At 59.6% G+C, this 21,988-nt stretch carries 23 protein-coding genes; 6 read left to right on the forward strand and 17 right to left on the reverse strand.

What is annotated here, in order from left to right:
* Window positions 1-23: 23 nt before the first annotated feature.
* From LDN90_RS19290 to LDN90_RS19305, 4 genes are all read right to left on the reverse strand, one after another.
* Complete coding sequence (locus tag LDN90_RS19290; protein WP_223946733.1) at window positions 24-740, reverse strand: cation transporter; 717 nt, start codon at window positions 738-740, stop codon at window positions 24-26.
* Entirely contained in the window at window positions 737-1,063 is a 327-nt protein-coding gene (locus tag LDN90_RS19295; RefSeq protein ID WP_223946734.1) for a metalloregulator ArsR/SmtB family transcription factor, read from the reverse strand. Before LDN90_RS19295 ends, LDN90_RS19290 begins: the two co-directional genes overlap by 4 nt.
* A 283-nt stretch (window positions 1,064-1,346) precedes the next feature.
* A complete protein-coding gene (locus tag LDN90_RS19300) occupies window positions 1,347-2,795 on the reverse strand; it encodes an SLC13 family permease (RefSeq protein ID WP_223946735.1) in 1,449 nt (482 codons plus the stop codon).
* Window positions 2,796-2,825: 30 nt separating this feature from the next.
* A complete protein-coding gene (locus tag LDN90_RS19305) occupies window positions 2,826-3,971 on the reverse strand; it encodes a PrpF domain-containing protein (protein ID WP_223946736.1) in 1,146 nt (381 codons plus the stop codon).
* 240 nt (window positions 3,972-4,211) lie between these two features.
* On the opposite strand from LDN90_RS19305, the gene LDN90_RS19310 reads away from it, so the two are divergent.
* From LDN90_RS19310 to LDN90_RS19320, 3 genes are all read left to right on the forward strand, one after another.
* Window positions 4,212-5,150, forward strand: coding sequence for a LysR family transcriptional regulator (locus LDN90_RS19310; RefSeq protein WP_223946737.1), 939 nt, complete (start codon window positions 4,212-4,214; stop codon window positions 5,148-5,150).
* A gap of 59 nt (window positions 5,151-5,209) precedes the next feature.
* On the forward strand, window positions 5,210-5,998 hold the full coding sequence (locus LDN90_RS19315) for a phosphatase PAP2 family protein (protein ID WP_223946738.1): 789 nt from the start codon (window positions 5,210-5,212) through the stop codon (window positions 5,996-5,998).
* A 104-nt stretch (window positions 5,999-6,102) separates the two neighbouring features.
* Window positions 6,103-6,546 carry an SRPBCC family protein gene (locus tag LDN90_RS19320; RefSeq protein ID WP_223946739.1) on the forward strand — a complete coding sequence of 148 codons (444 nt, stop codon included), beginning with the start codon at window positions 6,103-6,105 and terminating at the stop codon, window positions 6,544-6,546.
* A 48-nt stretch (window positions 6,547-6,594) separates the two neighbouring features.
* On the opposite strand, the gene LDN90_RS19325 is transcribed toward LDN90_RS19320, so the two are convergent.
* On the reverse strand, window positions 6,595-7,425 hold the full coding sequence (locus LDN90_RS19325) for a hypothetical protein (protein WP_223946740.1): 831 nt from the start codon (window positions 7,423-7,425) through the stop codon (window positions 6,595-6,597).
* A 378-nt stretch (window positions 7,426-7,803) separates the two neighbouring features.
* Window positions 7,804-9,486, reverse strand: coding sequence for a HAMP domain-containing sensor histidine kinase (locus LDN90_RS19330; protein WP_223946741.1), 1,683 nt, complete (start codon window positions 9,484-9,486; stop codon window positions 7,804-7,806).
* 213 nt (window positions 9,487-9,699) lie between these two features.
* Between LDN90_RS19330 and LDN90_RS19335 the strand changes: the two genes are divergently transcribed.
* Window positions 9,700-10,473: a response regulator transcription factor gene (locus tag LDN90_RS19335; protein WP_223946742.1), complete on the forward strand. Its 774-nt coding sequence runs from the start codon at window positions 9,700-9,702 to the stop codon at window positions 10,471-10,473.
* On the opposite strand, the gene LDN90_RS19340 is transcribed toward LDN90_RS19335, so the two are convergent.
* The 10 genes from LDN90_RS19340 to LDN90_RS19385 form a co-directional block, all read right to left on the reverse strand.
* A complete protein-coding gene (locus LDN90_RS19340) occupies window positions 10,470-10,943 on the reverse strand; it encodes an Hpt domain-containing protein (protein ID WP_223946743.1) in 474 nt (157 codons plus the stop codon). The two genes, LDN90_RS19335 and LDN90_RS19340, sit on opposite strands and share 4 nt — an antisense overlap.
* Before the next feature lie 117 nt (window positions 10,944-11,060).
* Window positions 11,061-11,945 carry a type II secretion system F family protein gene (locus tag LDN90_RS19345; RefSeq protein WP_223946744.1) on the reverse strand — a complete coding sequence of 295 codons (885 nt, stop codon included), beginning with the start codon at window positions 11,943-11,945 and terminating at the stop codon, window positions 11,061-11,063.
* A gap of 8 nt (window positions 11,946-11,953) precedes the next feature.
* Window positions 11,954-12,886 carry a type II secretion system F family protein gene (locus tag LDN90_RS19350; RefSeq protein WP_223946745.1) on the reverse strand — a complete coding sequence of 311 codons (933 nt, stop codon included), beginning with the start codon at window positions 12,884-12,886 and terminating at the stop codon, window positions 11,954-11,956.
* A gap of 7 nt (window positions 12,887-12,893) precedes the next feature.
* Window positions 12,894-14,234 (reverse strand): CpaF family protein, encoded by a 1,341-nt coding sequence (locus LDN90_RS19355; RefSeq protein WP_223949333.1) that lies wholly within the window; start codon window positions 14,232-14,234, stop codon window positions 12,894-12,896.
* 173 nt (window positions 14,235-14,407) lie between these two features.
* Complete coding sequence (locus tag LDN90_RS19360) at window positions 14,408-15,604, reverse strand: AAA family ATPase (RefSeq protein ID WP_223946746.1); 1,197 nt, start codon at window positions 15,602-15,604, stop codon at window positions 14,408-14,410.
* Window positions 15,601-16,377 (reverse strand): Flp pilus assembly protein CpaB, encoded by a 777-nt coding sequence (gene cpaB, locus LDN90_RS19365; protein WP_223946747.1) that lies wholly within the window; start codon window positions 16,375-16,377, stop codon window positions 15,601-15,603. Before cpaB ends, LDN90_RS19360 begins: the two co-directional genes overlap by 4 nt.
* A 31-nt stretch (window positions 16,378-16,408) precedes the next feature.
* Window positions 16,409-17,437 carry a Tad domain-containing protein gene (locus tag LDN90_RS19370; RefSeq protein ID WP_223946748.1) on the reverse strand — a complete coding sequence of 343 codons (1,029 nt, stop codon included), beginning with the start codon at window positions 17,435-17,437 and terminating at the stop codon, window positions 16,409-16,411.
* Window positions 17,425-17,799 (reverse strand): TadE family protein, encoded by a 375-nt coding sequence (locus LDN90_RS19375; RefSeq protein ID WP_216926392.1) that lies wholly within the window; start codon window positions 17,797-17,799, stop codon window positions 17,425-17,427. The genes LDN90_RS19370 and LDN90_RS19375 overlap by 13 nt, the downstream gene beginning before the upstream one ends.
* A gap of 88 nt (window positions 17,800-17,887) precedes the next feature.
* Window positions 17,888-18,133 carry a Flp family type IVb pilin gene (locus LDN90_RS19380; protein WP_223946749.1) on the reverse strand — a complete coding sequence of 82 codons (246 nt, stop codon included), beginning with the start codon at window positions 18,131-18,133 and terminating at the stop codon, window positions 17,888-17,890.
* 218 nt (window positions 18,134-18,351) lie between these two features.
* Window positions 18,352-18,573, reverse strand: coding sequence for a hypothetical protein (locus tag LDN90_RS19385; RefSeq protein ID WP_223946750.1), 222 nt, complete (start codon window positions 18,571-18,573; stop codon window positions 18,352-18,354).
* 670 nt (window positions 18,574-19,243) lie between these two features.
* Between LDN90_RS19385 and LDN90_RS19390 the strand changes: the two genes are divergently transcribed.
* Complete coding sequence (locus LDN90_RS19390) at window positions 19,244-20,620, forward strand: HAMP domain-containing sensor histidine kinase (protein ID WP_223946751.1); 1,377 nt, start codon at window positions 19,244-19,246, stop codon at window positions 20,618-20,620.
* A 155-nt stretch (window positions 20,621-20,775) separates the two neighbouring features.
* Window positions 20,776-20,988, forward strand: coding sequence for a hypothetical protein (locus tag LDN90_RS19395; RefSeq protein WP_223946752.1), 213 nt, complete (start codon window positions 20,776-20,778; stop codon window positions 20,986-20,988).
* 1 nt (window position 20,989) lies between these two features.
* On the opposite strand, the gene LDN90_RS19400 is transcribed toward LDN90_RS19395, so the two are convergent.
* A complete protein-coding gene (locus LDN90_RS19400) occupies window positions 20,990-21,988 on the reverse strand; it encodes an aldo/keto reductase family protein (RefSeq protein ID WP_223946753.1) in 999 nt (332 codons plus the stop codon).

Consider the following 21,988-nt stretch of genomic DNA (forward strand, 5'->3'; position numbering starts at 1 on the left):
CGGCCAGCGTACGCCCGCGCTGGCTACTGCACGACCGTCCTGGCTGAATCCGTTGCCGTCTGGCATTCCGCGCAGCATCCCGAGTCTTCGGAGGATTCATCAATGACGGCCGCAGGGGGCACAGCACAACAAACGTCGCCACGCCACGCGTTGATTCCTTCGCGCACAGCGACGGCGGCAATCACCAGAGCTGCGCCGGCATCGGCCCACCACCAACCCAACGTGCTGTTCAGGACCAGACCTATGAGCAGCACAGCAGAGAGATACGTACACAACAGAGTCTGCTTGGAGTCAGCTACGGCCGTCTTGGAACCGAGTTCACGTCCGGCTCGGCGCTGGGCCCAAGACAAGACGGGCATGATCGCCAGGCTGAGGGCCGCTATGACGATGCCTTGCGTCGAGTGCTGGGCCGCTCCCCCACCGGTAAGGGACCTGATGGCATCGAACGTGACGAAGGCGGCCAAGGCGAAGAAGGAAATCGCGATAATCCGGAGGGTTAAGTGCTCGCGGCGCTCCGGGTCCTTGGCGGAGAACTGCCAGGATAATGCCACAGCGGAGGCTACCTCGATTACCGAATCCAGCCCAAAGCCAATCAAAGCCGAGGAATCCGCCGCGCCGCCAGCCCAGAGCGCCGCTGCCGCCTCGATCACGTTGTAGCTGATGGTGGCAGCAGCGAAAAGTCTTATCCGACGTGTCAGGACGGCTCGGCGTTCCGAGGCTTCCAGCAGGGCGGTGGTCATGCCACGCATGTCCCGTCAGGAGCACAGCAGTTGGGATCCACAGCCAGGACCACACCGATCAAGTCCTTGATGGCGTGACCCAGGCGTGCGTCGGCCAGTTCGTAGCGGGTCCTTCGCCCGTCGGGAACCCCGACAACCAAGCCGCACCCGCGCAGGCAGGTTAGGTGGTTGGACATGCTCTGCCGGGAAACACCCAGGGAATCTGCAAGCTCCGAGGGGAAAGCCGGCGCGCCAGCCAGGGCCAGGAGTACGCGTGCCCTGGTGGCGTCCGAGATCGCATAGCCGAACCGGGCAAGCACCGGAGCGTGGGTGAGGGTTTCCATACCGTTAAAGTACAGCTGTTGCTGTATTCACGCAATCGTGTACTGAATCTCGAGCGAAACAAATGCCGCGCCCTTCCGCGCGCGAAGGCGGCAGCACCGCCGTCGTGCGCGTTGCCGACGACATGGCAGAGGCGGAGCCACCCTGTCAGGTGGCCCCGCCTCTGGTGCGTTGGGATTATCCAGTCCTGCGCCCGTCATTCGGGTTACCTGTTGCGTTGGTATGCAGGGTGGGTCCTTCCGCGTACCGACCTGGAGTTGCCGGCAGTCATGTGAAAGTTGCGGTTTAGAGGATGCCTGTCGGAACCAGGAGGGCCCAAGCCATTGCAGGCGCCACCAGGACCACTCCACCGGCGTAGATCATCAGCTGCTTGTAGACGCGCTGACGGTCCGATTCCTGTGCGTTGGCCACGATCAGTGCGCCGTCGGTGGAGAAGGGCGAAACATCCACCACGGTTGCTGCGATTGCAAGAGCTGCGACCGTTCCTGATGCACTCAACGTGCTGGAGGCCAGCAGCGGCCCGGCGAGCGGGATGAACGCGGTCAGAAGCGCGGTAGACGAGGCAAATGCTGAGCCCACGCCGATGACGTAGCAGAGAACCAACGCGATCAGCAGCGGTGCGCCGAGAGCCAAAGCCATCTCCGCAAGCGTGTCGATAACGCCCACGTGCTGCAGCAGGGAGACGTAGGTGATCATGCCGGCCACCAGGAGGACGGTGGACCACGAAACGCCGCCGATGAAGGTCCGGTGTTCCTTGATGTTGATGAGCGCCAGCAGCAGGCCAGCGGAAAGAGCAACAAAGCCAATCGGCATCCGGAAGCCCAGGGTGCAGACGAGCATTACAGCGATCAGTACGAGCGTCAGGATCTGCTGGCCGTGAGGCCGCGTGATACGGGGAGTTTCGAGGTCCATGTTCTGGACCCCTGCGCCGTCCTTCAGCTTTCCGAAGACTGCGAACAAAGCCAGGGAGAGCGCCGAGAGAAGCAGGTTGATAGCGAAGCTCGCCGCAAAGAGTCCGCCTTGGGAAATAGGGAAACCATTATCGTGGGCGATGTTGTGGACCAGGACGCCGGCAACGGACAGTGGCGAGAATCCACCTGCGTGTGCGCCATTGATGACGAAGGCGCCCATGAGGACGGGGTGGATACGCGACTCGTAAGCGAACCCCATGGCGGCAGGTGCCAGAAGTGCGACGGCGGCAGGCGAGAACGTGCCCAGGGAAGTCAGCGCGGCTGCAATGAGGAAGAAAACCCACGGCAGCAACATCGTCTTACCCCTGACGAGGCGCACGCAATTCTGCACGATGATATCGATGGTTCCATTGCGGTTGGCCATGCTGAAGAAGTACGTCACACCGATGATCGTCAGGACGATGCTGGCCGGGAAGTCCTCCAGGATCTCCTTATCGGACATTCCAAGCATGAAATACCCGACGCCGAACGAGGCTACCAGCCCCATCACACCGATGTTCAGGGGCCACTTGGTAGCGACAACGAACATGAGCACGAGGACGACCAAGGGAATGATCTGGGTAGCGGTCAAGGTCGACTCCGTTCCCGAGGTGGCCGCCGGGTTGAAGACGGCGCCTCCGAACATCAGAGCGACCAGACCCAGGACAGCAATCACGGCTGCTGTTATCAGCAGGATACGGCGGCTGCGGTTAGGACGTTTGGAACCAGCCTCCTGGACATCATCCACTGTTGTGGAGGGGGCTTGGAAATCGGTCTTAGTCATGATCTTTACTCCTCGTTGAGTGGGCTGATGTCACTGGGCGGCTGATACGAAGGAAGGCTCGACGGCGCTGCCGAGGAGTTCCGGGAGATGCAGGGTGCTGGTGGCGATGGTGCGTGCCGTCCGGTCCACCCCGACCAACAGGGACCCGTCGCGCTCCTCGCTCCAAGTCTCGATCACGCCCGCAGGAGTCCGAAGCCGCAGGATGGAACGGGGTTCGCTGCCAGTGATGCTGTTGAGGACAGTTCCTGGGGTGCTTGCTGCAAGCGTCAGGGCGATGCTTCCGGTAATGGCCAGGGCCGGGTGGGGCTTGCCCATGGAGAGCATCATGACGTTGACATCGGCGGTGTCCGCTGTGCCGGTGTCCGCTGTACCGGTGTCTCCTGATCCGGGGGCGCCGACTATTGCGAGTTTGGGGATAGCGCGGGCAGCATCTTGGACTGTTGACGCCAGGCCCATGCGGACTGCGGCCTGCCGCCGGATCTGGTCCAGGGTGTCCAACTGCAGCATCACTCCGGCCTGCCAGCTTTCGAATCGTGCGGTGTCCAGGCCCAGTTCCTCAGCCTTGACGATCACAACTGGAGCTCCGGCGTCGACCATTGAAACTGTCCAGCGCGTACCGCCGGCACTTATCGTGTCCGTTGGTTCACCGGTGGGCAGCAACTTCCCGGTCGTCTTTCCGGCGGGATCCTTGAAACCCAGACCCACCCGGTAGCCGGGAAATACGACGCCGGGCATCTGCGCATCCGGAACGATCGGCAAAGCGCCCGCTGGGGTGGCAACGCGCTGGATGATGATCTGGCCGGTGTTTGTGTTGCGCGTGACGATCCGGGTGTTGTCGCCGTTGGGCGTCACCCAGCCCTTCTCGATCGCGTAAAGGCCAACAACCGCTGAGCAGTTTCCGCAGTTACTCCCCCAGTCCACGGCCGCTTCCTCGATGCCGACCTGAGCGAAGGTGAACTCGACGTCGACATCCGGGTCGGCGGGACGGCGCAGAATCATGGCCTTGCTGGTGGTGGAGGTTGAGCCTCCGACGCCGTCAATCTGGCGGTGGTCCGGGCTTCCGAAAAGCCGGGGCAGCAAAGAGTCCAGGTCCTTACGGGTTTCGTCCAGGTGTTCACCTTCGAAGACCCAGCACTTGCTGGTGCCTCCACGCATCCATTCCGCTTCAATCTTCATGGCAATCCGTCCATCTCCTCATGCCGCGCTGGGTTTCAGGGGCCTATAAAGAGAATGATCCGGATCACAAATGAAGACAATGTTGGATATTTGATGGGGCATGTAGAGATGCTTCATTCACTGTGGTTATCGTGTCTGGGTCTTGTCTAGTCTCGCAATTTTGGTTTTGGCTTGAGCGATAGATAGGGGAAATCGCGCAAGATTGCATAGAATGAACCAAAGTCAGAGGAGAGTTAACTGATGCTTAATGATCACGGCCAGGAATTATTCGACATTCGGCGGTTGGCTCTGCTGGTTGAGGTGGTGGAGCAGGGATCCATCACCGCTGCGGCCGATCTGATGCTGTACACGCCATCGGCGGTCTCCCAACAATTGCGGAAGCTCGAACAGGAAGTAGGGCAGCCCCTTCTTACCCGCCGCTCCCGCGGTGTGGTGCCGACAGAAGCCGGCCAAGTGCTTGCCGGGCACGCCCGCAAGATGGTGGGGCAGATGCGCGCCGCCCGGAACGACCTAGACCAGATCGCAGGACTCCGTCGCGGCTCCCTGACGGTGGGCACGTTTCCCACCCTCGCGGGATCGTTCCTGCCGCTGGTTATCCGTGCATTCAAGAAGCGATACCCGGCCATCAGCCTCTCAGTCCGCAGCGCGCGCTTTGAGGAACTGGTATCAGACCTCGAATCCGGAGAGACCGGCCTTTGCCTGCTCTGGGACTACCCCTGGAATCGCTTCCATGACGACGCCATCCGGACAACCGAAGTCTTCCAGGAAAGCACGGTCATCCTCGTGGCCAAGGGACACCACCTCGCCGACCTCGACGAAGTAAAGATGGAGGACCTGAAAAAGGAATCCTGGATCGTGCGTGCGGATGCTCATCCCGTGGTGGAAGTGCTCCGGCGCTCTGCCAACGAGGCCGGCTTCGAGCCGACCATCGGATTCCTGGCCAACGACTACCAGGAAGCGCAGGCAATGGTCAGCGTCGGAATGGGCGTCGCCATGGTGCCCAAAACCGCCGTCGCTCTTCAACATCCGGACGTCAGGGTGCTGAGCCTCGGCGCTGCTGCCCCACTGCGGCGGGTTCTCCTGGCCCAGCGCCAGGACAAGGTCTACGCCCCGGCCGAGGTTGCATTCCACACAACACTGCTGGAAATCGCCCGGGACCACGTTGGGGATTACCTCTAAGGCCGTCACTGGATCCCAGCGAGACCATCCCTTGGCCGCTGCAACGGATATCCTTTGTTATGCCCATCCCGGACACACCGCCGTCGAACGCACCCGGAGACCCTGGAGATACATCCGGGGTCCTTCACGACAAGCTCACCATCCCGGAACGATACGTTGCACCGCGGAGTCAAAAGGTCCTCTATGTCATCGCGGTTGTCCTCGCGGTGGTTGGCGCCGGAACCTTCTTCCTCATCCTCGCCGAAGTACAGCAAAAAATAGATCTGGCCACGGTGGATAGCTCAGTCAGCTCGTGGTTCGTGAGCCAACGCTCACCGACGGCGACAACCGTGATGGGTGTCCTTGCCACCATTTTTGGGCCAATAGTCATGCCCATCATCGTGGCGGCCGTGACCGGAATTTGGATACTCAGGGCGCGAAAGCTCTGGCGACCCCTCTTGCTTGCCGGGGCCATGCTGACCGGCGTGATCCTCGCCCAGGTCATTACACGGTTGGTCGAACGGCCAAGACCGCCTGTGGATCTGATGGTGCTCGGCGCTGACAGCACCTACTCTTTTCCGTCGGGCCACGTACTCGGCGCATCCGACTTCCTTCTTGTTGGCGCATTCCTCGTCTTTTCTCGCCGCCGCAAAATAGGTGCTGTCATTGCCGGCTTCAGTGCCGCCGTCGCAGGGATCGCCACCCAAGCCGTCAGCAGGCTCTACCTCGGCTACCACTGGCTGACGGACGTCCTCGCTTCCATCTCTTTGTCATTGATTGTGCTGGCCGCAGTCATTGCCTTGGACACGTGGCGCACCACCAAGGCGCTGCCCGGGCCGGAAGAGATGGCTGCGAAAAAGCGCGGCTGATTTGCAGCGGGGATCACGTCTTGGGTATGTCCATAACAAGAGTTGAATGATATTCGCCGGGTCGAATTCGGTTGGGCTGAGAGACGATGGAGGAAGGAGGAGCCATGTCAGCACTCACGCACACCATAGAAATCGACCGCCCACCAGATGAGGTTTTTGCGTACGCGAGCGACCCGCTGCACTTCCCGGAGTGGCAGGCTGACGTCCTGGAGGTGCACTTCGAGGGCGCGGGCGGCAGGAAGGTCGGATCGCGGTTCACCACCACCCGCCGGATCGGACCCAACGAGCGCACGATGACCCAGGAGATCACGGAGGACCGGCCGCCCCATCGATTCGCCGCACATGGGGTTGACGGCCCGATTCGCCCTCACGCGAGCATCGACGTCGAACCGCTCGACGACGGCGCAAGGTCCCGCGTGACGTTCGAGCTCGATTTCGAGGGCCACGGCTTCGGCAAGGCCCTCGTGCCCGCGGTACGTCAACTCGCGGCTCGGGGTGCCCCAGCGAGCCACAGGCGGCTCAAGGAGCGGCTCGAGGCGGACGGATAGCAGCCCTGGGGTCGAGGAGTTCGCGGACACCGCTATTGCTGGCGGAGCCTATCGCTTCACCCAGCCTCCGCAGCCTTCGCTTATAAACCTCTGGCCACGAACCAGTTTCACCACTGGGAATCCGCTAGTGACAGCTCCCTCGGAGCTGTCAATGCTGCCCGGGCGCGTGATTTGCCAGGAGCAGGAGCGTGAGACGTCATGCGTGGTTCGGTACGTTCCGGGGGCGATATCCTTCCCAACAATCCACGTCCCGTCTTGGATGGTCCCGTCTTGGATGGTCCCGTCTTGGATGGTCCCGTCCTGGGTGGTGCTCGGAGCCTGCCGAGCAGCGGCAACGGCTGAATCACGAACGGCTTCAGTCCCGGCAGCAACCACTCCCAGGAAAAGTGATGCCGCTCCCGCGACGGCAACCACAATCGCGGCCTGTTTGCCTGTTAGCGCAGCCCAAGAAGGCCTCTTGAAAAGGAGCGAATAGAGACCAGTAAACACCGCTGCCAGGCCGATGAAGATCAGGATGGATTCGCCATTCCCTGTAACAGCATTGGCCAGGGCAAGTACGGCAAGCAATGCGCCCACGATCCAAAACGATGGGCCGAAGCGCTTCGTGGAACCGCTGGACCAATTCTCCCGCGGAGGGTTCTGCGGGAAAGGCGGAGGTCCGAAGCCCGGATGTTGGAATGGCTGTTGCTGATAGTAGGGCTGGTACGGCAAAGGTGGCTGCTGGTAGTGGTGTGGCGCCGGCACTGCAGCCGGTGCTGCAAAAGGCTGCGGCGACCCGTATGGAGGCACGCCCGGTGGCGCAAATGGCTGCGGCTGTTGCCCGGGCATCTCCGGCACGTCCGTCTGACCGTATGCCGGACCATCCGTGTCATTCGTCATTGATTCCCCCACATGAAAGTAACCGGCATGGCGCGTTCCTCAGCAACGGGCCCGACTACGCATCACACTACGACACCAGGCCCGAACATCATGGGCTTTTCAGGACATCTTCCGGGCACGCCTGAACGCAATTTGGCCTACCGATGGAAAAGGCGCGCGGCCTAAACTGAGGGGACACCAAGCAATCACGGTTTGCGAGGTTGCCCGTGCTTAGGAACGGAGAGCGCCATGCTCAAGATGCTCATGTGCAAACTGAACTTGAGTCACGCCTGGCACGTGGAATCGGCAGAAGATGGCAGCGGCCGTTATAGAAGATGCACTCGGTGCGGTAAGTACGACCGCGACTGGGACGGTAGCGGCTTCATGCACTGATCGGGCCTATGCCTTCATGTTCTCCTCGGATGGCGTAGCCGGAAGCGACACCGTAAAGGTGCTGCCTCTGCCCGGTTTGCTTGTGCAGGTGATGCTGCCGCCATGCCGTTCCACGATGGACTTGGTGATGGACAGACCCAGGCCTACGCCTGGAATGGCAGCCTGCCGAGCAGCACCTGTCCGGAAGAACCGCGTGAAAATCTTCGACGTCTCCTCGGTGGTCATACCCATGCCGGTATCTTGAACTTCCAGCTGGATCCACCCATCGTTCCGGGCGGCCCTCACGGTCACCCGTCCGCCACCCGGGGAGTACTTGATGGCATTGGACACGAGGTTATCCAGGGCCTGTCCCAACCTCAGAGGATCTGCATCGGCCCACAGCGGTGAAGGTACATCGGCCACGAGGCCCACATTGGCAAAATCGGCCTGTGCATGGGCTGAAACCAAGCTGTTTTCAACCAAGCCGGCGACGTCTGTACGCCGCAGGTGAATACTCTCCACTGCGGCGGCTGACATGAGCAGATCGTCCACCAAAACGCGGAGCCGCTCCGCATTGCGTTCGGCGACTTCCAAGCGGGTCCTCGCCCTATCCGAGAGCTCTTCATCCCCGCGGAGCACCAAATCCAGGTTGCCCAGGATCGAGGTCAGAGGGGACCCGAATTCGTGCGAAACGTTGGCAACCAGTTCATCCTTGGCCGCGAGGGCCTGGACGACGTCGGTCACGTCGCGAAACACGATCACAGCTCCGCCGAACCCTTCGTCGACGCCATATTTCATGCTGCGTGCGGCTGTGGAAATGGCCCGCTGTTCTGCCCCTGTACCGAACCACACAAGGTAATCCGAATACGTCTCCCCCTGCGCTGCCCTTTGAGTGGGGCTCTTTTCGGGCGGAAGCGGTGTCAGCCGATCCTGGCCAAAGATCAAAAGCTCGTCCCGGGTGTGGGCTGCTCCGGACAGGGCTGGAGTTGCCACGCGATGGAATTCTTTTTGTTGGTTGTTGGTCAAAAGCGTCTCGCCCTTGGAATCGACGGCGACAATTCCGACGTCGATTGTGTCCAGGATCGTTCCAAGCAACATTTCGCGATCCCTGCTCGCCGCCAGCAATTGCCGCAAAGCTTGGTCACGCTGCCTGACACGCTGTTGCTGGATCCTTGCATTCGAGCCGGAGAGCCGAATGGTGAGTGCAACAGCAAACATCACCAGGGGCAAGACGATAACCGAGAACATGTCGGAGGAAGGGGGCTTTGGCAAGTGCGAAATGAACGGAGGGAGGGCAATTATGAGGGGACCCAGGAAGCTGATGATAAGGCTGGACCTGGTTCGCAGACCTGAGGCGGATAACCAGATCACAGGAAAAAGTGCGAGAACCACGAGGCCTGGCAGCGAGCCATAGGCACCGCTTCGCGTGAATGCGAGGGCAACCAGGTCGAGGACCGGAATGGCCAGGCTTGCGCTCGGTGCAAGGCGCTCCCACGGTACCAGGAAGCAACTCAGGAAAAGGATCCCGTGCATGAGGATTCCGGTGACAAACAACCCGTTCTGCATGAGATTTGGCCAAAGGGCAGGGGCAGAGACGAACAATCCTCCGACTACCAGAGTCAAAGGCAATTCGCAGACGGCTACCCGGGCCCTGGGCGTCAGTTTTCTAAAGATGCGGGCGGCTGTGCGAAGCAAAGGCTGCTCAGTCAAGGCAGAATCCTTCGTTTGGGGGACACGGACCAAATATCGTTTCGCGCCGATTCCGGGAAGAGCGGGGGGCAGAGCGTAAAACCGGAACGTTGGGACGGCGCATATTGCACATATTAGGTGCTATAAAACATGAATGCTTGTATCGTACGTAATGGGTGACGCTTCCCGCTTTGCGCTGGGCTTGCGGGGATGTGCGCCGACTCGAGGGAATCAATGAGCGAGCCTGGGGTTGCTGTAGTCATTGAGGATGACGAAGACGTCCGGAACTTGGTGGGCGCCATCCTAAAAGAGGCGGGTTTTGTGGTCCATTCCGCCGCCACTGGACGCGAAGGCGTCGAAGTTGTCCGACATCATCACGCCGTGGCGGTGACACTGGACGTCGGGCTTCCAGACATGGACGGTCACGAGGTTTTGCGGCGAATCAGACAATTCAGCGATGCCTACGTTGTCATGCTCACCGCGCGCAAAGACGAACCGGACACTCTAACCGCTTTCCTGACGGGTGCGGACGACTACGTTAAAAAGCCGTTCCTGCCACGCGAGCTAAGGGCAAGGGTCACTGCGATGATGCGGCGCCCACGTGTGGGCGTTGGGTTGTCGTTGCCAGAGGATGCCGGCGACAATGGCCTGGTCCGTTCGAACGGACGCCATGATGCGGTCATTGAACACAACGGATTGTCGTTGAATTACAAATCCCGGGCAGTTGCCCTTGATGGTTCTCCCCTGACCTTGACCAGAAGCGAATTCGATCTGCTGCTGGATTTGCTTCGCAACCCGGAGGAAGTGCGCACAAGGGCTGACTTGGTTCGAGCTGCCCGCGGTGACTATTACGACGACGACGCTTACATCAGCGAGGCCGACGAACGGGCTGTTGAAACCCACATTGGAAATCTTCGCCGAAAGCTGCGCGAAGATTCACAATCTCCCCGGTTTCTGCAGACGATCCGGGGAGTCGGTTATCGACTCGCACCGAAGAGACACGATTAGGAGATGGGCTCGGGTTCAGGACGTTCATTCCTCAGAACGTAGCTTTCCCTGAGTTCCTTGACAGTGCGCTGACCACACTCGGCAATCGCATCAAGGAGAGGCTGGGCGTTGCGTAATTCCCCGTTCAGAACCTGTTCCTCAAGCCTGGCTGCGAGAACCGAAAGGCGAATGCCCCCCACCATGGCTGAAGATGTTCTCAGGCTAAGGATCGTGTCCAGGGCCGCCGCTTCGTCACTGCGTTCGACGGCGGCCGCGAGGCTTTCGTACCGTGTCGGCCAGAGCTTCGCGAAGTCGCTTGCAAAAATGCGCGCTATGCCCGGATCGCCCACTTGATCTTCCAAGAGTTGGTATTCCGCGAGGTCAAGTATCGGCCGCCGATCGGCGTCGGGCTTCCACGTGGAATCCTCGGCTGGGCCGGTACGGTCAGAGTCCCCACGCTCGTCGACCTCACTGAAATCTGAACTGAACATAACTCGATGCTACTTCCTGAACTCAGTCTAAAACCGATCTTGTGCCGATCTTGAGCAAATCCTCAGCTCCCCCTGATTTCTTGAGTTTCTCTTTATTGCACCATTTAGTTATTCCGCTTATCCACCACTGAGCGTCGTTATGGTGTTGATGACCGCTGGTCCCAGGATGGCAATAAACAGGACCGGAAAGATGAAGAATAGCAGGGGAAAGAGAATTGTTACCGGAAGCTTCATGGCTTTCTCCTCGGCGCGTTGCCTGCGCTTAACCCTCATGACCTTCGCCTGAACTTTCAACACCCGGCTAATGGCAATCCCGTACGTGTCCGCCTGGATAACGGCCTGCACGAAGCTTCTCAGTTCAGGAATGTTGGTCCGTTGGGCCAACGCGAGATAGGACTCGCGGCGGCTCCTGCCAACCTGCATGTCCTGGAGTGTCCTTACAATTTCTTCCGCCAGCGGCCCCTTGCCGTTTTCTCCGGCGCGGGCCATGGCTCCTTCGAAGCCGAGGCCGGCCTCCACTGAGATGAGCATTTGGTCCATGGTGTTGGCAAGTTCCAACTGAATTTTCTTTTGCCGCTCCTGCCCTTTGCTGTAAAGCATCAGGTCCGGAATGAAATATCCCAGCAGGACAACAAAGATCCCCACAAGCTTGATGAGTCCACTGGGGCTGCTGGTAGTTATGAACAAACCGAAAATCGCACCGAGAAGGCCAAGCGCAGGCTTGGCGGCCAGGACACGTCCCAGAGGGAGTGAGGTCGGCCGGCCGGCCAAAGCCAGGAGCCTGTCCAGTTTCTGGACGTAACTTCCAGGGGTCAACCTATAGCCCAGGCGCTCCAAGGCCCCGCTCCTGCGCTGTTGCTCTACCTCAATCGCGATCTGGCCCCGCGAGAGCAGCTCGCGGACTGCCCGCGGGGTCCTCCGGTCAGTTGAGAGGAGGGACCATGCGAAATACGCGCTCGGCAGCGGAACGAGCAACAAGGATAAGAGCAGGAAAGGGTGCAAGGTTCACCTCAAAACTTCAAGTCGATGATCTTACGCATCCAGAGACCGCCGATGGTCATAAGGACGGCCGAGCCGGCAATCATGCCCCAACCCAGCGGATTGGTAAACATCACGTTCATATAGCCGGGGTTGACGATCATGAGCATGATGACGATTCCCACCGGAAGAGCCATCAGAATGTACGCGGAGAACTTACCCTCGGCAGCCAGGGACTTAATGTGTCCTTTGATTTCACTGCGTTCGCGAATGGTGTCGTTCACCTGGTCCAGCACGTCTGCGAGATTCCCGCCCACCTCGCGGTTGATCTGGATCGCTTGGGCTATCCACACGAAATCCTCGTTCCGCATTCTCTCCGCCGTATCGTTCAGGGAAGCTTGCAGGTCCCGTCCCAGACTTGTCTCCGTGATCACCCGGCGCATTTCCTCGGATGTGGGGCTGACTGATTCCGTGGCAGCGGCGTCGATGGCGCGCAGGATGCTGTGGCCAGCCCGTAGGCCACCGGAAAGAAGCTGAAGTGTGTCGCCAAGTTGATCATCGAACCTGTCACGCCTTTTCCCCGCCCGGAACTTCAGCACCAGCCGGGCCACGAAGGGCGCCAAAACACTGAGGAGAATGGCTCCGATGATCCCCCCGACAACCAGCCCAATCAAGGCTCCCACCACCGCGCCTGCGATCACCAGGACGACGAAGTCCGCCTGGCTCATCCGTACGCCGGCATTGTCCAGCTCTTCGCGGTTGAAAAGCCGAACGTTGCGCTGCGTCAGCACACGATGAAGTACGTCAGTTGTGGACCCGGTGAATCGAGTCAGATGGGAACCTGGACCTATCTGGTAGGGCCTCCGCCGGTCCAGCGGAACCTCGGGGGTCTTTGGCAGAATGACGGCTACCCCGAACAGCACGATGGCTGACAGCATGAGGGCCAGCCCGACGAAAAGAATCATGGCGCGCTCACGTTCTCGGCGTCGATGTCAGTGGAGCCGCAAAAAGCTCCGGAGAAACATGAATGCCCAAATCCGTGAAGCGATCGATGAACCGCGGACGGATACCCGTAGATACTGGTCTGCCGAGGAACATACCGTGAGCGTCGACGCCGGCCGAGTAGTCGAAAACAAAAGCGTCCTGAAGTGTGACAATGTCTCCTTCCATACCTTGAACCTCAGTCACATGGGTGATGCGGCGCGTTCCATCGCGAAGACGGGAAATTTGGATGATGAGATTCACCGCGGAGGCAATCTGCTCACGGATGGCACGCAGCGGCAGGTCCATTCCGGCCATCAGAACCAGCGTCTCCAGACGGGCTACGGCGTCCCTCGGAGAATTCGAGTGGACGGTGGAGAGGGAACCGTCGTGACCGGTATTCATGGCTTGCAGCATGTCCAGCGACTCTCCCCCGCGCACCTCGCCAACAACAATCCTGTCCGGGCGCATACGGAGGGAGTTCCTCAGGAGTTCCCGGATGGTGACTTCACCCTTGCCCTCCGTGTTTGGCGGCCGGCTCTCGAGCCTGACAACGTGCTGTTGCTGGATCTGCAGTTCCACGGCATCCTCAATGGTGACAATCCGGTTGTCCTCCGGAATGAAGGAAGACAGGACATTCAACAGCGTGGTTTTACCGGTACCAGTACCTCCGGAAACGATAATGTTCAATTTCGCTTTGACACACGCATTAAGCAGTTCGGCTATTTCAGGGGTGAGCGTGCCAAAATCGATCAGATTCCTGATGGTCAAAGGCACTTTGCTGAATTTTCGGATTGTCAGGGACGAACCACCAACAGCAAGGGGCGGAATCACGGCGTTGACGCGTGAGCCATCCTCCAACCGCGCGTCGACCAGCGGAGACGATTCATCGATCCGGCGTCCCACCTTGGAGACGATGCGTTCGATGACTCTTCTTAGATGGTCTTCCGAGCTAAATCCGGAATCAGTGAGTGTCAGCTTGCCTCGCCGTTCGACGTAAATCTGGTCCATCCTGTTGACCATGATCTCCGTAACTTCCGGATCATCCAGCAGGCGTTGCAGTGGCCCGTAACCCAGGACGTCGTCGGCCACATCCGCCACAAGCCGGCTACGCTCCTCAGGAGAGAGCGGCACCTGTTCAGAGTCGATGATCCTGGTGAGCTCTTCGCGGGCAGCAGTTCGCAGTTCCTGCTCACTCAACGTTGAGTCGTTGAACCTCGCACCCAGGCGTTCAAACAAGGCGGTTGCGGCGCGCCGCTTCAGCGCAGCGAAGGCATCCACCGGCTGCTGGGCCTTCGGTCGAGGAGCGTCCGGATGATCAGCCAGCTTCACTGAAGTGTGAGGGTTCGCCGCAACCGTAGCTTTCACCTGGAGATTTGGCTTAACCTGCTGCGCGGCCTGCGCAAAAGTGGGGTTCGTCGTCGAGAGTGGCTTTGGTCCTTGCCCAAGCGCAGGCCCTGGACCCGCGGACTTTTCCTCGGCGTCGTGCAGGCGTTCGGACAGCTTCACTGAACTACCACCCTTCTGTGCAGCTTTCGCTGGGACGAGGCCCGCCATGCGGGGTTGAAGCGTTCAACGAGATGGTTCAATCCCTTTATTGCTGGATCCTTCGCCCCCTCTTGCAGCACCGGAATTCCCCGGTTGGTGGAGAGTGCGACTGCTTTTGACCGGGGAATGCTCACATCAACCGGGGCACCAACGGTCGATTCAACGTCCTGGACGGACAACCCGGACTTGGAATCGGCCATGTTGAGCACCACATGGCGGGTTTCCGGTAGCAGATTCAGCCGGCGAAGGATGTCCAGGCCGGAACGCAGGCCTCGCACGCTTGGCACATCCATCGCTGACACCCACACCGCATCGGTGCACTGCTCCAAGGCTGCGAGGCCAATTTCCGGGAGGCCAGGAGCTGTATCAACCACCACGTACTGAAACTCTTCGGCAAGTTGCTCAAGCAGCCGAGCAACTTGGTCCGGAGTAACTTCATCCGCCTCTTCGGGAGTTTTAGGTGCGCACAAAGCATAAATGCTCGCAGGATGGACCGTAAGAAACGCCTTTAGCACCAAGGAATCCTGGCTGGCCGAAGGCGTGACAGCGTCAGTAACAGTGTGTTCCGGATTGAGGTAGAGTCCCGAGGCGACATCCCCGAACTGCAAATCCAAATCTACGATCACCACGCTCATGGGCGCTATCTTGCCCAGCCCCACGGCGATGTTCGTGGCGATGGTTGTCTTGCCCACACCGCCTTTGGGAGAAAAGACGCCGATCACCAGGCCTTTGGGTGCACCGGACGGCTTCGGTTCCGAAGTCCGCTGGCGGGTGGCGAAGGACTGGCACGCCCGCTCCAACGTAATCCTGATCTCCGCCATGTCCGCGGTTGGGCTCATGATGTCGCGGATGCCGGATCGCATGGCCTGGAGGATGAACTCTGGCTGCGGCTCGGCTACAAGAAGCACGCTGAGCTCCGGCGCTTGAACATTCAGGACAGTGGCCAGGCGCATCCCATCCTCCACTGGTACTTCCGGACCCAGGATCAGCACCTCGAGTTGTCCCTGGTCCAAAGCGCCGAAGAGCTCAGCAGGGTCAACAGGCAGGACGTTGGTGAAGAACGTCTGCACAGATCCCGGGAGGCCTCCGGCAACGGCTTGACGCAACCGCTGATCAAATTCCGCGCTGGGGGTTATCAGGGCAAACCGGCTCACTTGTACACCTCGCTCCTTTGGATGATTCTGGGTCCGCTCTCCTGGGCGTCCACCGGCTCCTTGCTCAGCCAGATTTTGGCGAACTCGTTGGCGAAAACGATCTTGGCTGCGTCCGAGTCGCCCACTGCAACGGTCAGGAGCAGGGAACCGGTGGGCAGGGTGCTTTCCTTTGGATCAGGTCCTGTCGTCCCGGGGCTCGGCGCAGGGCTGGGCTGGCCCGTGGCTGCTGGCTCGGGGGCACGCTGCACTGCGGTCACAAGCACCTTGTGTATGGACAATTGGGTAGTTTCCTTCTCCGGCTTGGACTCAATTCCACCGTTCGCCATGGAAATGAAAATCCCGATGTGGTCACCAGGAACCACCCGTCCCCCCACAACGCGCACGGGGTCCAACTGGAACGAGACCTCCTGCATTCCGGGAGGAACTGCAACGTTTCCCGGAGTCTTCAGTGCCTCCGGAGCTACAAGACGCTCGGCCACCAATGGCTCGCCCGGAACGAGGTCCACAGCGGCCACCTTGCCCGCCGAATCGCCCAACGTCTTCAGCGCTGATGCGGGGACAGAAGACTCCGGAAGCTGCTGCGCGGCCAGGGAAGCCTTCATGGCCTCTACCGGTGTGCCGGCGGGAATCGGAGCCTTGACCATCAAGACCTCAACAGGGGAAAGATTCTGGACAGCCCGTTGATCCGCGCCCTGCGCGTAGACGAACACGAGGATCACCCCTATGACCGCCAGCAGCGCTGCTGCCGATCCTGCCAATAAGCGTGATTTCACTTGACACTCCTGTGCTCAAAAAATGGAAAGACTAGTTGGTCAGGCGCACTACGGTGACTCCATTGGCATCCACCGGTCCCAAGGAATAGCCGTCTGCCAGCGATACATACTTGACGAATCTCCCCACGATCCCCCGGCAATTTCCGGTGCAGGACAGCGAGGAAGAAACATAGGGACTCTCGTTATGGAATGTGTCCGGGAGGCTGCTGTTGCCAGTGAACTTCCATCCCGTCACCTTGAAGGCTGCAAACGAGACCAGATGGTAAATGGCTCCAGTACCTGTGCCCGTGACGGAATTGAAAACGGGAAGCAGAACAATAACGTCTTTTCCGGCGTTGATGGTGGCTGCCCACTTGTTAAGGGTGGTTGAACAGTTTGGCGCCACACTGTTCCCGGGGGCGCTGCCACCTTCGTTCAGCGCCAGGTCAATGGTGCCACCGCACAGGCCTGCATCCTGGACAGTCCATCCGAATCCGCCCTCTACTGCCGCGCCTGAAGGCCCGTAGTTGCAGCTGGGGTTGGCGCCGCTGCCGTGAGCCTGCAAAAGCTGTTGGACACCGCCGACGTACCCTTGCACCTGGCAGATCGAAAACGCCAGGGGAAATGGAGTAGTTCCAGCCCGAGGACTGCCCCACTGAACGGTGGATGAAGTCACAACGTCGGCGGAATTCATGCCCAGGACACGACCGAAGACCAGTGAAACGGCATTTGGCGACCCACCGGCCTGCTGGGAGCCGGCGGACACGGTTACCTTCCGGTTAGTCAGATCGAGGTTAACCGAGTTGATGTTTCCAAGACCGTCCACAGCATTCTTGTTGGCCATGTCCTTGGCTATCTGGGACGTACTCGAGCAATCCGGGTCGCTGGTGCTGGCGGCACATTTCTCCCCCACGGCCAAGGCCGCGGCATCGGATCCGTTCTGCGCTTGTGCCTTTTCCGAGTAGAGCATTCCAGCATCCACAGCGAGAGCGGCAAAGCCAAGTAACGCAACCAGAATCAGAGCTATGAGGACCGCAACGGCCCCGCGTTCGTCGTCGTCATTGGCCTTTATCCGCCACATACCATCACCCCTACGCCTTGCATCGGGAATGGTCCTGCTATTCCCGTGAGGGTGCTGAGTGTGTACTTGACGGTTACGGACATCTGCGCGCCGGACGTGCAGCTGGTGGCACTGAAGGTGAAGTTCGCGTCTGCGAGCTTGGGATTCAGGGTTACAGCCGCGTTTTTCGCCGCGGTTCTGGCCGCGGACTGATCATTCGCAATCGACATCACGCGCACGCCTTCGCGGGCAGCGTTCGTGAGCGATACCTGCGCGTTGTAGGCCCGTCCGAATTCCATGATCCCCAGAACCAGGAGGATCAGGACGGGTGCGAGCAACGCGAACTCGACCGCTACCGCACCCCGTTCTGATGTCCTGTGCATGTGGATCTGCCTTCTTATCGAAAGTGGAAAGAGGAACGGGTGGGTGGGGCCACCAACCCACCCACCCTGATACCCTCCCTGAGCCGGACTACTTGGAGCAGCTGCCGACGACAGCTGACGTAGTAGACGTAGCGGCCGCGGAAGACGTCCACGTGCCGCCTTTGACTGCACAGGCTGAGCTGTTGAAGGTCTCGACGAGGTTCCCGCCGAGCAGGGTTACAGCAACGATGATGACCACGGCGATGAGCGCAACCATGATGCCGTATTCGACGGCGGTAGCGCCGTTCTCTTCACGACGGCCACGGGATGCGATGTTGGAGAGGTAAACAAGCATTTCAAACTCCTGAGCGAGTTGGGGATTTGGGCTGGCCCGATACCAGCTCCCTAACAACGTAGCAACGGAGTGAACCCCATTTCGGAGTCCTTGGGACTTCCTGTGGAAAGCCTCTGGAACCTGCGCATTTCCTGCGCTAAACCTAGGAATTCCCGGGCTTTGCCCACAAAAAAAATAAGGCCGCGCCACCATTGGCACGGCCTTATTGTGAAGTTTTGTCAGCCCATTGCAGGCGCAACCACGGGTGGTGGCGAGAGCTGCTTACGCGCCCAACGGGCCAACTTCTTGCCCTTGCCCTTCCACCAGTTGTCTTCATCCTTGTCGGAGTGCCAGCGGAAGATGATCATCACCAGCACGGCCATACACATGGCCACCTGAAGCCATGACCAGGTGACCGCTTCAGCGAGCGCGCTGATCCCCATCACGAGGATGGAAGGCACCGCCAAGGTCCTGAAAATGGTATTTGCCACGTACCGGGGGCGCGAACTGGGTATGGACAGCGCACGCACCATATCAAAACACAGGCACACCACTACCATTATTTGTCCCACGGACATAAGGAGAAGCCCGGGCAGCGACCCTGCGAACATTGCTGCCGATTCCATTCCTGTACTCAACGTAATCCCCTCCAACAAAACGTCATTTCAGATCCTCTGTGCTCCATTGAATCGGCTGCAGGAGGTACCCGTCACGAGTAGTGAGTACTCGTTTCCGGCAGGCCCGACTACTCGGTTGCTTGCCGGGTACTTGGTCTTGGAGGGCAGGACTTTCCACAAATTCCTGTGCTTACGTGCCGCCGCCTTGTCTCAGCTCATATGTAAATCACTATGCTGGCAGCAGGGCTTGTTTTTTCAGATCCCGGGGGATGGAAGGTGCTTGGCTATGGGGGATAGCGTTTTCTTACCGCTGGAGGATTATTTCAGCAGAATCGGAGCGCGCAAGGCGATTGTCTTATGCCAGCTGCCATTGGTGGCCACGGTGGCCTTCATTGTTTTCCTGGCGGTTCTCTTTAATCCCGCAAGCCTCTTACACCCGGCTTTCTTCCCAGTCCTTCTCCTGCAGGTCGTGATCCTGGGGGCATGCGTCGTTCTTCCATGGAACCGTCTTCCCATGTGGAGCTTCGTTTTCATCCCGGTGCTGGATTGTCTCGCGGTGGGCCTCCTGCGCGAGGTCGGCGGTCCGGTGCTCAGCGTGGTGGGGCTTGCCATGGCTTTCCCTGTGATCTGGCTGTCAGTCAGTGCCAGCAAGATCCGCGTGGCCGTGGCTATCCTGGCACCCCTTTGCGCGACCGTTGCTTCACCATTCGTGCTGGGGCACGAGGTTGAACGGTCAGAGCTGATCCGTATGATTATCTTCCCCGCCATCATGGCCGGTCTGGCCCTCTCCGGGCATGCTGTTGCCCGCGGGCTGATCAAACATGGCGAGAGGCTGGACCGTAAGGATCGCGAACTGGTGCGTCTCCATGGTGCTACCAAAGAACACGCCCAACTCCTGGATACAGTCCTGGAAACGGTCAACGTTGGTGTCTGGGCCATGGACGCAAATGGTGCCGACATTCTTACCAACCGTCGCCTTCGGGCCGACCGTTCGTGGGTTCAAGAGTCGACGAACGCCGCGAACCCGTTCACTGTAGTGACTGAGCCGTCCGACGAAGAACGGAACAATCCTGCGGATCTGGCCGTTCGAGGGGCCAGCTTCACCAACAGACTTGTCCGGGTAGGCGATGGGGAGAAGCAACGGACTTTTTCGGCCGCCGCACGTCCCCTGCTCGGGGAAGCGGGCCAGTTGAAGGGTTCCATCATCGCTTTCACTGACGTCACAGCCCTGCTAAAGGCGCAAACGGCCCGCGATAAGTTCGTTGCCACGGTGTCCCATGAACTTCGAACGCCACTAACGTCCATCCTTGGTTACCTGGAAATGCTCGACAGTCAGCCAAATCCTGCGTTCATGGGCATCATCGAACGGAACGCGGAACGCCTATTAACACTTGTCAACGATCTGCTGCTTGTCGCCTCCGAAGACCTCGAACTGCGTCGCCGGCCCACCAACGTTTCCGAATTGCTTCAGGAGGCGGTGAGGAACGCCAAGCCAGCGGCTGCTGCAAGGGGCATCACCATTGCTATGAGAATCCACGGAAACGTAGCGGCAGATGTTGACCCTGGCCAGTTCTCCAAAGCCATTGACCAATTGCTATCCAACGCCATCAAGTTCTCTCCCGAAGGCACCCAGGTGGTCATCGGTCTGCGGGGAAATAACGGCGAGGTAGAACTCTCTGTCATGGATCACGGAATCGGCATGACCGAAGAAGAACAAGACGAGGCCTTCACCAAGTTTTTCAGGGCCGATCAGGCAATGGAATCAGCAATACCCGGGGCCGGCCTGGGGTTGCCCCTCAGCAAAGCAATCATCGAAGCCCACGGTGGAACGATCGGGTTGAACAGCCGGCCAGGGGCCGGCACCACCGTGACGGTCACCGTTCCGCGCTAGCTGCAGACTTGCTCCTGATCCGCAGGCTCCCGTGCGGGCCGCACGTTGGATAATCGAGTATGGGCGCTGAGCTGCTTACAATTCCTGAATGTCCCCATGCTGCGGCCGCTCAGCAGCTCTTCGAGAGGGCACTGAGGCTAGCCGGGATTTCCAGCATGGTGCACTTAGTGGTGGACTCCGAGGAGGAAGCAGCCTCGCTCGGTTTCCACGGCTCACCCACGTTCCAGATCGACGAACAGGACCTCTTTCCGGTCCTCGGAGACGCCGCGCTGAGCTGCCGGATCTATCCAACCAGCGACGGCCCCCGAGGCTTGCCGGATCTGGAATCGCTCCGAACGGCGATTCAAGAGAAGCTGAAGGGCATGTAGCTTAGGGGCGGGTCAGGAACGATTCGACTTTGCCCGGATCGCGCTCGATAACCGGCTCCAAGACCTGGTCAATCCTTTGGAGCAGTTCAGCATCAATCTTCACGCCCGACGCCGTGGCGTTGTCCACCAGTTGCTCTGGCTTGGACGCTCCCACGATCGCTGCCGAGACGTTCCTGTTCTGCAACACCCAGGCCACCGCCAAGGCTGCCATGGATAGTCCTGCTTCCTTGGCGATCGGCTGCAATTCCTGGACCTTCTCCAGCACCTCCGGACGCATGAACTTGTGGTCGTCTTTCAGAGTCCCTTCCTCGGAGGTGAAGCGCGAATCGGTGGGCGCACCCTTGCCGGGAATGTACTTGCCTGTAAGGACGCCCTGGGCCAACGGGGACCAGCAAATCTGTCCCAAGCCCAGCTCCTCGCTGGCGGGAACGACTTCCTCCTCGATGACCCGCCACAGCATTGAGTACTGGGGTTGGTTCGAAATCAGGCCGATACCAAGGTCTTTGGCGAGTCTGGCGCCGGTCCGGATCTCGTCCGGGGTCCATTCCGATACACCGATGTAGAGTGCTTTGCCGGCCCGGACGATGTCTGCAAATGCCTCCATCGTCTCCTCAAGCGGCGTTTCATAGTCGTAGCGGTGGGCTTGGTAAAGGTCAACGTAATCCGTACCGAGCCTGCGCAACGAGCCGTTGATTGACTCCATCATGTGTTTACGCGAGAGCCCACGATCGTTCTTTCCCTCGCCAGTGGGAAAGTAGACCTTGGTGAAGATCTCCAAGCCTTCACGCCTGACCCCTTTCAGGGCTTCGCCCAAGGCAGATTCTGCACGGGTTCCCGCGTAAGCGTCGGCAGTATCGAACGTAGTGATCCCAAGATCCAGTGCTTGCCGTACGCAGGATGTTGCCGCCTCCTGGTCGATCTGTTCGCCGTGGGTGACCCAGTTCCCGTAGGCCAGTTCGCTGATGTACATGCCGGAGGCGCCGAGCTTGCGATATTCCAT

It is taken from the genome of Arthrobacter sp. NtRootA1, assembly GCF_019976975.1.
GTDB classification, from domain to species: Bacteria; Actinomycetota; Actinomycetes; order Actinomycetales; family Micrococcaceae; genus Arthrobacter; species Arthrobacter aromaticivorans.